The following is a 12,074-nucleotide window of genomic DNA, read 5'->3' as shown; positions in this document are numbered from 1 at the left end:
CGGTGGGCCGGTCCCCGCAGGAGCCGGTCCCCCGCAGGCAAGGGCGCCCGGTCCAGCGCGTCACCCGTCCAGCGGGTCGCGGACGCCGAAGTCGGCGGCGTCGGCCGCCGCGCGCCCGGCCGACCACCCGTCGGCGTTGGAGGGGCTGGCGACGGGCATCTCCACGAGTTCGGGGAAGGCCTTCGCGAACGCCTCCTCCACCTCGCGCTCCCTGCGGGCCAGGACCGGCACCAGGTCGGTGCCCGACTCGGCGTACTCGTCGACAGCCTGTCCGCGTCCGGCGACGGCGGCCTCCGCCAGCCGTTCGCCCACGCGCGTGGTGAAGGCCGCCAGGAACGAGGTGCGGAACGAGCGGGTGGTGGAGCGGCCGTAGGCGTCGCGGGTGACCCCGGCCTGGCGCATGGCCCTGGTGGCCTGGAGCAGCAGCGAGGTGAAGAGGAGCTCGACCGCGTCCACGTCCCCGGCGGCGCCCATCACGGTGCACATACCCAGGTCCTTGTGCCACACCGAGCGGCAGTGGTTGGCCTCGGCGACCACGGAGAGCAGGGAGGCCTTGTGCTGCTCGTAGGGCGCCTCCACCGGCAGGCGGCGGCCGCGGGTGTCCCCCGTGGTCCCCGCCTGGGCGGCGAGCGCGGCGTGGTCGATGCTGTGCCGGGCCATCATCTCCTGGGCGCGGGCGGAGAGGGCCTCGGCCTCCTCGGGGAACTCCGTGGCCTCGGCCTTGGCCAGGAGGGCGCGGATGCGGGCGAGTTTGGCGGGGTCGGCGCGGGTGGTGGCGCCGGTGGGAGAGGTGCGGGCGCGGCCCGGGAGGGGGCAGAACACCTGGAGCGGGGGCACGGCGTACAGGAAGGTGAGGACCCGCAGTGCGGTGTCCAGGGCTGCGACGCGCCGTAGCCGGTGGCGTTCGGCGAACAGCTGCGGGTGGTCGGCGTCCCGGTCCCACCAGGGTTCGCCCAGGGCGCGGACCTGGTCCGCCCACTCCGGTGCGACGCGGGCGGCGGCGTAGCTCCGGTGCTGGGCCACCACGAGGTCGGCGGTCAGGGCGGAGCCCACCTCACCCGTCTCGCGGCGCGCGCCGCGGACCAGTTCGGCGGGTTGCCAGCCCCGGGGCCACACCTGGGAGACGGCCTGTTGGAGTTCGGCGAACAGGACGCGGTCGACCGTGGTGCGCCACCCGGTGGTGCCCGCGGCGAGGAGGCCGACGACGCGTTGGGCGGGGCCGGAGCGTCCGTGGTGGAAGGCCTGGACGGCCTGCCCGACCAGCGCCAGGACCCGTTCGGCGTCGCCCTGCCGGTACTGTCCGGACGGCGGCGGTCCGGCCTGCGCGCCCGGTCCCGGTCCCGCCTGCGGTCCTGCCTGCGATGCCGATCCCGGACCCGCCTGGGGGCCCGGTCCCGATCCGGTCTGTGCCCCGGGTCCCGATCCGGTCTGTGCCGCCGAGCGGTGGCGCCTGTGTTCACGCTCCTTCCTGCGCGTGGCCTGACGGCGGTCCCTGTTGTCCGTGCCCATCCGCACCTCCCCGGACATGGTGGCAGACCGGACCGGGTACCGCTCGTGTGCTGTGGAAAACACCTCCCGAGTCGTGACGCTCCGGCCTCCCGCGGGTGCTGTGGGAGGGGGTTCTCCACCGCGGCCGTGCGCGGTCCGCGCACCCGGGACGAACCGGCCCCCCGCGGACGAGGCCGGGCATTCTTCCTCCCCCGCGCCGCCCCCTGGCCGGGGCCCGGAACACCGTCGTCGACAAGCCTGACCGGCGGTGTTTGCGAAACCGCCCCACGGCGGTGCTCCGGAGAGGTAGAAGGGATGTCCGCCCACCGCAAGGAGACCCGGAGCGAACATGCCCTCTCATGACCGGCCGGCCCAGGGCCGGGAGCCGTCCTCGGCCAGACCCGTGTCGCTCCTGCCGCCGGACGCCCTCGCGAGCGCCGCCCTGACCACACCCCTGCTCCGCGACGCCCTGCGCCTGGCCCGCTGGAGTGCTCCCGCCATCCCCCTCACCCCCGGGGGCCTGCCGTACCCGGACGACGCCCACGCGGCGATCCAGGCGCTGGGGCTGTGGCCGCACGGCCTCGACACGGCGGCCGCCGCGCGCACCGAGCAGCAGGACCGGGGCGGCGCCGCTGCCGCCGAAGCCGCGAGTTTCGCGCTGCCCTGGAGGACCGCCGTGCGCCTGGGCCTGCTGGAGGCGACCGCCGACTGGGCCGGGCCGGCACCCGACCTGGAGGAGCGGGTCCGCGATCCCGGTCAGGTCCTGATCTGGTGGTCCGGTGTGTTCGGGGCCTCCGTCGGGCGCGCCCGGGACGAGGCCGCCGGCACCGGGTTCTCCCGCTCCGGCGGCGACGCCCCCTGTCCGGTCCTCACCGCCCTGCGCTTCCTCTACGAGGCGCCGGACGGGTTCCGTGTGCCGTTCTCGGTGCTGCTCCGGTCGGTTCTGGGCACGCTCGGCGGGGAGCCGGGTTCGGACGCCCTCTCGCCGCGGGACCGGCGGCGGATCTCCGCACGGGTCCTGCGGGCCCTGCGCCTGGTGCACGCCACCGGTGGTGTGCACCTGGCCGCGGAGGCGGACGGGCCGGGTACCGCGGCGGAACCGGGGGCGGGTGAGACCTCTGGGTCTACCGGGCGCGGTGTCCCCACGGTCGAGCTGACGCCCCTGGGCAGGTACGGGGTGCGCCGCCTCCTGGAGGAGGAGGGCGTCCCCGCCCCGCTCGTCGGCAGCCTGGCCGGTGCGGGGGCTGCGGAGTTCCTCGACGCCCTGGAGGCGCTGCCGCACGAGCACCTGTTCGCGGAGATCGGCCCGTGGCTGGACGGGCGGACCCCGGCCGAGGCGCTCGGCCAGATCGTCGCCGTGGCCTGCGGCCCCGGTCAGGCGCTGCGGCGCTGGACGGGGACGAAGGTGCTGGACGCCACCAGTTCGGAGATCGAGCCCGAACTGCGCGCCCTCCTGTTCTCCGACCGCCCGTCCGTGGTGAGCCTGGCGGCCATCGTCCTGCTCGCCTCGGGGATGCTGTCCTCGGAGGACACCGACCGGCTCATGGCCGGGCGCGGGCACTGGATCGTCATCGACATGATCGCGGCGGCCGCGGAACGCAGCCCCGAGGACCCGTCGCCCTTCCTCTCCGCCGAGGGCGCGCCGGACATCGAACAGCTCGTCCTGGACGACACGGACCGTTTGTGGAGCCCCGAGCACCCCGACACGCTCCCGGTCCTGGACGCGATCGGCCGCCACCACCCGGACGCGTCGACCGCGGCCAGGGCCCGCGACGCCGTCCGCGCCAGAGCGGTCGCGCCGTCGCGGGGGCGGCACGGTCCCCGTTCCGCGGACCTGCGGAACCCGGCCCGGTCCCGGACCTCGGAGGTCACGGGGCCCGCCCCGGCACCGCCCGTGCGCCCGGAGGACACCGCGGAGAGCGCCGGCGGCGACCGCACCGGGGAGCGCGAGCGGTTCCGTGTCCGCAACTGGTTCCGGCGCGGGCCCACCAACCCGTGGCGCGGCCGGGGCCGGCACCGGGACCCGGGCCCGAACCGGCACTGACCCCGGGTCAGTCCCGCGCCAGGTCGGCGAGCAGTTCCCCGACCACGGTCTCCTCCTCCACCCGGCGCCCGTGCTGCTCCATCAGCCCGGCCAGGCCGGGGTCCCAACCGGTGGGGGCCGGTGTGCCGGTGAGCGGCCGCCCCCGTCCGCTCACCGCCGCCCGGTAGTCCGCGGCGCCGAACCGCCAGGGTTGCCACGCGACGTGGCGGGCCAGTCCCGTGGCGATGCGTACGCCGCCCCAGTCGAAGTCGCCGTGGACCCGCAGGCGCGCCCCGCCTCCCACCGCCTGGCGCAGCAGTGCCAGTGCGGCCGCGCTGGGCTGGCCCTGCAGGCACACCAGGGGCGCGCAGCGCTCCCCCAGCCGGTCGGCCGCGGCGGCGACCACCGCGGGGTTCTCGCACACGGACACGGTCGTGCCGGACCAGCGGGTGTGCGCGGGTTCGCCCGCCAGCTGGCGCAGGGTGAGCACGGCGGGCTGTCCCGCCTCCCCCAGCGCGGCCAGGGCGCGGCCGGTGGCGGTCGCGGGGTCGCCGGGCAGGTTGAGGGCCAGGACGGTCGACGAGAGTTCGTCCTTGAGCACGCCCACCGCCGCCCACACGCGTCGGCGCCAGGCAGCCCCGCCGCCCTCGGGCTGGTCGGTCAGGGCCCGGGCGGCGCCCAGGACCAGGCCGGTGGCGGGGCGGTCGTCGTCCAGGGCGTGGGCGTCGCCCAGGGTGCGGGCGGCGAACTCCGACAGGGCCACGCCCTCGGCGGGGAGCGCGGCGACGGCGCGCGCCACCGTCCGCACCAGGCGCGCGGCGTCGTCGTTGTCGGCGGTGAGGCGGCGGATACGGCCGTCGGAGCGGACGCGGGCGCACCAGCGCGCGAGGGCCCCGTTGGTTTCGCACACCTGTTCAAGCGGGGCGAGGGCTGCGGCCCAGGCGCGTTCGCGCTCGTCGTCCGCCTCCCTGCGGGAGCGCACGGGCCCGGTCAGCAGGATCACGGCCGCCGCCAGCCCGTCGGGGCTGGCGGCGCTGGAGCGCAGCACCGTGTCGAGGGTGTCCAGGGGAACGCTCAGGGAGGTGCCCGTTCCGGGGCGCCGGCCGAGCAGGGACTCCACGGCCGCGCGTTCGCCCTCGCCCACCCTGCTCAGGGTGAGGGTGCCGGTCAGGGGTGTGCCGTCCTCCATGCGGCGGCGCAGCCGGGCCAGGAGGCGTGCGGTCCCGGGGCCGCCGAGCAGGCGCCGCAGCCGGGGGAGGTCGGGGCCGGTCAGGTCCACAGGCTCTCCTGCGCGTCGTCCCGGCCCCCGGTGTCCGGGTCGGAGCCGGTATCGGTGCCGGCGCCCGGGTCCGCCCCGGCCGGGTCGGACGCGGCGGGGTCGGCGGCCAGGGTGCGTTCGCGGCCGTCCCACTCCCAGCGGGTGACCAGGACGGCGGGGACCCCGTCCACCCGGGACAGCTGGGCGATGGCCAGACCGGGGACCTGCGGGTAGCAGCCCCACTCCCGTTCGCTGGTCATCGCCACGTCCAGGTCGAAGGCGTGCAGCAGCCCCAGGCACTTGGCGCGGGAGTCGTCGTCGACCCCGGCGAACGCCTCGTCCAGGGTGATGAGGCGGGGCGCGTGCGGGTTGGAGGCGGTCGCGTAGTAGGAGGAGGCCGCCGCGAACAGGGGGACCGACGCGGACAGGACCCGTTCGCCGCCGGAGGCCGGGCCGGTGGCGCTGTTCCACTGGCCGTGCTGGTGGCGTTCGACGGCGAAGTGGTGCCAGGACCGGTAGTCGAGTGCGCGGGCGAGCCGGTCGAACCAGGACCCGGTGGGGTCCTTGGCCCGTTCCTGCTCGATGAGGCGTTGCAGGAAGTCGCCGACGGCGGCCCGGTCCCCCTGGGACCAGGCGTCCGCGGTCTGGCGCAGGAGCCGGTCGCGGGCGGTGTCCACCCCCTCGGGGGCGTCCTTGCGCAGCCTCCAGGACAGGCGCAGCCGCATTCCGGTGCTGGTGGGCCGGTCCTTGAGCTCGCCGTTCATGCGCAGGACCTGGCGTTCGGCGGTGGCGATGAGGTCCTGGAGGGTCCCGGCGACCTCGGTGAGCAGGTGGTTCTCCAGGACCTCGCGCTCACGGGCGGAGAGCAGGGCGCGGCGGGCGGCGACCTCGGCGGCCAGGGCGCCGGCGAGTTCGGGCACGGGTTGCTCGCGGCCCTGGAAGGTGACGCGGACGATGATGACCCCGGCCTCGGGCCAGGAGGTGGCGCCGTGCCCGTGCCGGGACAGGGCGTCCTGGAGGTTCTTGAACTGCTGGGAGAGGTTCTTCTGGAGCCGGTCCCAGACCTGGGGGGAGTCGTCGGCGCCGTCGAGTTCGCGGTCCAGGGTGCGGGCCAGGCGCACGGCCGGGTCGGCGGCCCAGGGCTGTCCGGGGTCGGGGACGTCCAGGTCCGGGAGCGCCACCGCCATCAGCCCGGTGGCGCCGAAGGCGCGCAGGCCCTCGACGGCCTCGGCGCGGGCCCGGACGCTGTCGGTGATGTCGGCGTCCAGGGTCTCGACGCGCCCGGCGGCGCGGCCGCGCTGGTCCAGGGCCTCGGCGCGGGCCTGCGCGAGGTCCCTCTCCCGGGCCCGGGAGGCCTTCAGGTCCGCCTCGACCCGGGCGAGCCTGCGGTTGAGTTCGGCGACGGCCGCGCCGACGGTCTCGCCGAGGGTGGTGTGGCGCTGGTCGGCGGCGCCGGCCTCCAGCCGGGCCTGTTCTGCGCGTTCGGCCAGGTCGGCGGCGACGTCGCGGGCGCGGTCGGCCTCGCCGTGCTCGTCGGCCAGGCCGCGCAGGGCCTCGGTGTGGGCGCGGGCCGCGGGCCAGAGCCCGGCCAGGGCGACGCGGTAGGCGGCGAGGGCGTCGCGGTGCGCGGCCAGGTCGGCGGGGTCGGCGGGGGTGCCGAGTTCGGCGCAGGTGTCGGCGAGTTCGCGTTCGGCGTCCTGGCGGCCCTGTCGGGTCTGGTCGGCGCGGGCTGCGCGTTCGTCGCGTCGGCGGGTGAGGGCGATGACGGTGCGGACTGCGTCCGCGACGGCGGCGTGGGCGGCGCGCAGGCCGGTGTCGTCGGGCAGGGCGGCCAGTTCGGCGCGCAGGGCGGTGCGCCGGCGGGCCAGCGCCTGGAGTCCGTTGCGGACGTCCTCGGCCCGGCGGGCGAGGTCGTCGAGTTCGTGTGCGATCTGGGCGAGGCGGTCGCGGCGGGCCTGTTCGCGGGCGCCCTCGCCGAGGTGGCGGGCCTCGTCCTTGGCCCAGGTGCCGCGCAGCACACCGGTCTGGAACGCGCCGTCGGTGCCGACCCAGGTGGCGGCGCCGGTGTCGGGGCCGACGCCGATCCCGGCCAGGAGTGCGCGAAGGGTGTCGGGGGTGACGGCGCGGGCGTCGGTGTCGTGCGGATCGATGGCGGGGCGCAGCAGGGTGCCCAGGTGGGGGCCGTCGACCGGGTCGCCGGGCAGGGCGCGCACGTCGTGGCCGGCGGGGTCGGTGAGGGTCCCGTCGGGGCCCACCCAGGCGTCCAGCAGCCCGGAGGCCTCCAGGGCGGCCTCCAGCAGTGCGCGGGGGGCGGGGCCGAGGTGGTCGGCGAAGTCGACGAGTTTCCACAGGGGCGCGCCGGGGCGGCCGGGTGCGCGGTCGGCGGTGCGGGTGCGGGGGGCGGGGGGTGCGCCCTGGCCTCCGGAGGCCAGGGTGCGGCGTTCGGCCTCCAGGGACTCGCGGTCGCGGCGCAGCGCGGTGTCGGCCAGGCCCAGTCCGGCCTCCTGGGAGGCCAGGTCGGCCTCGACCTGCTGGGCGCTCTCGCGGGCGCGCACGCGGGCCGGGTCGGGGCCGTCCAGGGTGGTGGCCCAGGCCGCGACCAGGTCGAGGGTGGACTCGGGGTCGTCGGGGCGCAGCTCCTGGCAGCCGCCGAGGTGGTCGCGCACGGCCAGGACGTGGGCCTCGGCGGTCCGGGCCAGGTGCTGCTCGGCGCCGGCGCGGTGGTCGGCCAGTTCGGTGAGTTCGGCTTCGGTGTCCTCCAGGCGCTGGAGCGCGCCCCGGTGCTCGGCCCTGGTGCGCTCGGCGGCGCCGAGCAGGTCGGCGGTGTGGTCGAGGGCGCGGGTGCGGCGCTCGACAAGGGCCTCGGCGGCCTCCCGGGCCCGGGGCTCGCGGCGGTCGGAGTGGTCGGCGTGCTCGGAGTGCTCGGAGTGCTCGGCGTGCTCGGCGGGGGGCGGGGTGCCGGGGCGGTCGGCTCCTGGCCCGTCGCCGGTGCGGTCGGGCGCTGCGGGGTCGGCGCCGTGGGCCCGCCCGGGGGCCAGTGGTGCGTCGACGCCGTGGCGGTGGCCGGCCTCCACGCCCGCCCGCGCGGCGGCCCGTGCGGCCTGCTCTCGTGCGGCGCCCAGGTCCTGGGCCGCGCCGTCGAGGCGTTGCCGGGCCTGGTCGCGCCGGTGTTCGGCGCGGGCCGCGTCCTGGCCGGCGCGGGCCGCGTCGCCGGCGGCCTGTGTGGCGCGCTCGGCGGCCCGCTCGGCCTCGACGCGGGCGCGGTCCAGGTCGCGGGCGCTGTCCATCTCCGGGCTGCGGCGCAGGGTCTGGTCCTGGCTGTGCAGGCGGGCGACGTGTTCGGCCAGGTCGGTGGTGCGGGCCTCCACGTGCGCCAGGGTGCTCTCGGCCTCGGCGCGGGCGGTCTCGGCCTCGTTGCGTGCGGTGGTGAGCCGCTCGTAGCGGGAGTGTTCGGTGCGGGGCGGGCGGGCCGCCCGGCGTGCGGCGGCGCGCGCGTAGTCGCGGTAGTGGCCCAGGAAGGCGGAGGCGGCCCGTTCCGCGTCGGTCATGGCGTTGAGCTCGGTCTCGTCGTCCTCCAGTTCCCGGTAGGCCTCGGCGACGTCGGCGATGACCGCCTGGTCCACCGGCGGCAGCGACTCGGTGAGCGCCTTGGACAGGGCCGTCTCGCTGGGGCGCTTGGACAGCTGCGGCTGGCGCAGCTGGACGAGCAGGTCGACGAGGGCGCCGTAGCGCTGTTCGCCCAGGCCGAACAGGGCCTCGTCCACGGCGCGCCGGTAGTCGCGGGCGCGGTCGTAGACCATGCCGTGGCCCTCGACGGCGTCGGCGAGGCGGTCACGGGACAGGGCGGTGCGGGTGGCGTCGAGGAGGCTGATCCGGCCGTCCCCGGAGCCGATCCGCTGCGGGGTGGAGAAGTACCAGTGGCGGGCGATGCCGCGCCCGGACACGGCCTTGAGTCCGCAGCCCAGGGTGCGGAACTCGGTGCCGCCCCCGGCGGTGCGCCGGCCGAACTCGATCCAGGCGTAGCCGAGGCGTTCGCCGTGCGGGTACTCGCCGCCCAGGAGCAGGTTCCACTCCATGCGCTTCTTGGGGTCGCCGTCGGGTTCGACCCGGTGGGCGGACAGTTCGCCGTCCAGGAGGAAGGGCAGGGTCAGGGCGAGGACCTTGGACTTGCCCGTGCCGTTGTTGCCCCGCAGCAGCAGGCGGCCGTCACGGAACCAGAACTGTTCGTCCTCGTAGTAGAAGAGGTCGACGACGCCCACGCGCAGTGGCTGCCAGCGCTCTCGACCGGGTTCGGGCAGCGGTGCGGTCACGGGGTGCCTCCCTTGGGTGTGGTGACGACGGGTGCGGCGACGGCGTAGCGGGCCAGTGCGGGAAGGCCTACGACCGCGGGCCGCCCGTCGACGGCGGCGGGTTCGACCAGGCCCAGGGCGCGGAGCCGTTCGAGGGCCTGGGCGACCAGTTCGGGTTCGTTGCCGGGGGTGCGGGCGGACTTGGACCAGTAGGAGGCGTGCTCGGCGGCGAGTTCGCGTACCCGCGCGCACAGGTCCTCGACGGTGACGGGGCCGTGCGCGGCGGCCAGGTGTTCGGCCAGGAGCAGGGTGGCGTGCCCCTGGGTGCCCTGCTCGGGCATGCGCACGTCGGTGAGGTCGTCGTCGGGGTCGACCATGGCCACACCCTCGGCGCGCACCTCGGGGACCAGGCCGGTGAGTTCGGTGATGCGGCGTGTGATGGCGCCGCGCTGGCTGGTGAGGTAGGCGCGCTCCTCTTCGGTGAGCGCGTCGTGGTAGAGCACGGGGTCGTCGAGGAGGCGGCGGGTGAGGCGGTGGCGGATGGCCGTGTTGCGCAGGTCGTCGCTGTCCAGGTGGTGGGCGACGGAGTCCTCGGCCAGGGCGCGCAGCCGGTCGGCGGGGTCGGTGTCGGTGACGGTGGAGGGCCCGCGCGCACCGGCGAGCATTCCGGCCAGGACGCGGCGGTCGACGTCGTAGAGCACGTCGCCGGAGGAGCGGACGAAGGCGTCCTCGTCCCCGGCGACGCGGCCGAGCACGCCCAGGCGCAGCAGCAGGCGGACCACGGCCACCAGGTCCAGGCGCTCGTCGCGGGTGGTGAGGGTGAACGCGACGTCCTCGAACTCGGGGGCGGCGGCCTCCAGGATGACCTGTTCGGACAGGCGCCCCAGGGCGATCTGCGCCTCGGCGCGTTCGAGGACGGCCAGGGACAGGCACAGCAGGACGTAGCGGCGGCGGTCGAAGACCAGGCGGCCCCGGCCCTCCTCCCTGGCCGGGTGGGTGGGGTCGTGGGGGTTGCCGGGGACCTTGCGCAGGCGCACCGTCTCGGCGTCCACGTGCAGGGTCCACCCGGTGTTGCGGTCGAACCAGGCGCGGAGCCGGGCGGCGTGCTCGCGTACGAGCCGGAAGTCGGCGTCGTCGCCGGTCGCCCGCAGGAGCGGGCGGCGCAGCAGGGCGCGGGCGGCCCGGTGCAGCCGCGCCAGGTCCAGGTCGTGGGAGGCGCTGCCTACCAAGCCGCCCCTCCCCCGGTCGCGTCGGTGATGCGGACGAGGTGGTCGGGGCCGCTGAACGTCCCCCCGGGTGTGTGGACGGTGGCGGTGCCCCCGTCCTCGATGGCGCTCAGGTGGATCTCCATGGTTCCGTCGTTGCTGGTCGCCGTGGCCTGGGTGGTTCCGGGACCCCAGCGGGCCAGGGCGTCGCCGAGCAGCTGCAGGAACAGGCCGAAGGCGACCGGGTCGAGTTCTCCCAGTGCGGACAGGCGCACCGTGCCGTCGGTGGCCAGCCGGGCGCGGGCCGCGGCGATCTCGCGTGCCTGCTTGTGGGCGAGCTCGGCGAGGTAGCGGCGTTCCTCGCTGCGGTCGAGGACCTTGCGGGAGCGCCCGCGCCGCTCGTAGCTGCCGGTACGGCGCAGGCGGGGGCTGATGGTGAGCGGTTCGGCCTCCGCCCACGGCGTGCCGGCCGGGACCTGGTCCTGTTCGCGGGCGTCGACGGTGGCGGCGTCCACGGTCAGGTGCCGGGAGGGGTGGAGGCCGAACGCGGTCCGCCACAGCCGGTGCCTGGCGTCGTCGTCGGGCGCCTGGGCGAACCAGCGGGCGAGGGCGCGAAAGTCCGCGGACCGGTCGGAGCGGCCGGTGCGCCGGTCGTTGATGGCCGAGACCACGCGCAGCAGCTGGGGGATGGCGCTGCGGGCGCTGACGCGCAGCCGCTGGGACTGGGCGGGGCGGTCGGGCGCCGAGACGAACCAGGAGCGCAGGCCCTCCCAGCGGCGCAGCCAGGATTCCAGGGCCTCCCGGAACTGCGGGGAGTCCTGCGGCGGGGCGTCGCCGTCCCCCTGGCCGGGGGCCGCGTCGGCGGCCTCCCGCAGGGCGGCCACGCGCAGGAGGCGTTCGGCCGGGGAGGGGTCGGTGCCGTCGCCGTCGAGTTCGGTGAGCACGCCCGCGATCTCGGCCCCCCGGGTGATGAGGTCGGCGATGAACCGCTCCAGGTAGGAGATCAGCCGGTCCTTGTAGGCCAGGAACGCGTCGACGTCGGCGTCGTGCAGGTCGATGGTGCGCTGCAGGGACCCCATGAACGCGCTGGCGTTGTCGGCCAGCCCGGTGAACCGGTCCACCAGTCCGCGCAGGGTCAGGTAGGTGACGGCCGGGTCGGGGTCGTCCTGCCCGGCCAGTTCCAGCAGGGCCCGCAGCTGGGTGGCGATGTCGGCCAGGGCGACGGTCTGGAGGGAGCCGCGCCGTCCCAGTGCCTCGTCGTAGGTGCGCAGCGCCCGTTCGACGGCCTCGCCCGCGGGGGTGAGCTGGTAGATGTGGCGGCGGCGGTAGAAGTCCTCGACGGCGGTGACCCGCTCGGTGTCGGGGTCCTGGCGCAGGTTGCCCCAGAGGGCGAGTCTGGCGAGCGCGTCGGCGACGGGGTCGGCGGTGGGCGGGCGCAGTGCCTCGGGCAGGCCGGTGTGGACCTCCTCCGGGCGCAGGTGGACCCGGAACTGCTCCTTGGCCCGGACGAACTCGGCCATGACCGCGCGGTACAGGTCGGCGTTGGGTGCGTTGAGGTGGGCGAACGCGCTGTGGTGGCCGGAGGCGGAGTCCGGCCCCGGGGGTCCGCCCGGTGGTGGAGACGATGGTGAGGGCATCTGTTCCAGTATCGCCGATCGCGGGTCCCGGCGGGGTCTGGTTGCGGTGGATGCCGCCCCCAGGGCCTCCCCACGGGGGGATGCTGTTGGCTATTTCGGGGTCCTGATCACGTCGCCCCGTCGAGCTGTTGCTCGGCGGGGCGAAGCGCTGCGAAGTGACTGATGCGGGTACGA

General features: G+C 76.4%; 6 protein-coding genes. 1 reads left to right on the top strand and 5 read right to left on the bottom strand.

What is annotated here, in order from left to right; genetic code table 11:
- Window positions 1-60 precede the first annotated feature (60 nt).
- Window positions 61-1,509, bottom strand: a complete 1,449-nt coding sequence (locus ACFWTE_RS03460) for a DUF2786 domain-containing protein (RefSeq protein WP_378777583.1) — start codon at window positions 1,507-1,509, stop codon at window positions 61-63.
- 328 nt (window positions 1,510-1,837) lie between these two features.
- On the opposite strand from ACFWTE_RS03460, the gene ACFWTE_RS03455 reads away from it, so the two are divergent.
- Window positions 1,838-3,532, top strand: coding sequence for a hypothetical protein (locus ACFWTE_RS03455; protein WP_378777581.1), 1,695 nt, complete (start codon window positions 1,838-1,840; stop codon window positions 3,530-3,532).
- Window positions 3,533-3,539: 7 nt separating this feature from the next.
- Here ACFWTE_RS03455 and ACFWTE_RS03450 read toward each other — a convergent pair whose 3' ends face one another.
- From ACFWTE_RS03450 to ACFWTE_RS03435, 4 genes are read right to left on the bottom strand one after another with little or no spacing between them, the layout of a single operon-like run.
- Complete coding sequence (locus ACFWTE_RS03450; RefSeq protein ID WP_378777579.1) at window positions 3,540-4,790, bottom strand: TIGR02679 family protein; 1,251 nt, start codon at window positions 4,788-4,790, stop codon at window positions 3,540-3,542.
- Window positions 4,781-9,079: a TIGR02680 family protein gene (locus ACFWTE_RS03445; protein WP_378777577.1), complete on the bottom strand. Its 4,299-nt coding sequence runs from the start codon at window positions 9,077-9,079 to the stop codon at window positions 4,781-4,783. Before ACFWTE_RS03445 ends, ACFWTE_RS03450 begins: the two co-directional genes overlap by 10 nt.
- Window positions 9,076-10,287 (bottom strand): TIGR02678 family protein, encoded by a 1,212-nt coding sequence (locus tag ACFWTE_RS03440; protein ID WP_378777575.1) that lies wholly within the window; start codon window positions 10,285-10,287, stop codon window positions 9,076-9,078. The genes ACFWTE_RS03445 and ACFWTE_RS03440 overlap by 4 nt, the downstream gene beginning before the upstream one ends.
- Window positions 10,281-11,900: a TIGR02677 family protein gene (locus ACFWTE_RS03435; RefSeq protein WP_378777573.1), complete on the bottom strand. Its 1,620-nt coding sequence runs from the start codon at window positions 11,898-11,900 to the stop codon at window positions 10,281-10,283. The genes ACFWTE_RS03440 and ACFWTE_RS03435 overlap by 7 nt, the downstream gene beginning before the upstream one ends.
- Between the last annotated feature and the right edge of the window lie 174 nt (window positions 11,901-12,074).

Origin of the sequence: Nocardiopsis sp. NPDC058631, from assembly GCF_042716955.1 — a bacterium.
Taxonomy (GTDB): domain Bacteria; phylum Actinomycetota; class Actinomycetes; order Streptosporangiales; family Streptosporangiaceae; genus Nocardiopsis.
Note: the sequence above shows the minus strand (reverse complement) of the source record. Positions and strands in the feature narration are given on the sequence as shown.

Excerpts from the sequence above, each read along its gene's own strand:
- ACFWTE_RS03455 (WP_378777581.1), top strand. The coding sequence starts at position 1,838 with ATGCCCTCTCATGACCGGCCGGCCCAGGGCCGGGAGCCGTCCTCGGCC.
- ACFWTE_RS03460 (WP_378777583.1), bottom strand. The coding sequence starts at position 1,509 with ATGGGCACGGACAACAGGGACCGCCGTCAGGCCACGCGCAGGAAGGAG.
- ACFWTE_RS03435 (WP_378777573.1), bottom strand. The coding sequence starts at position 11,900 with ATGCCCTCACCATCGTCTCCACCACCGGGCGGACCCCCGGGGCCGGAC.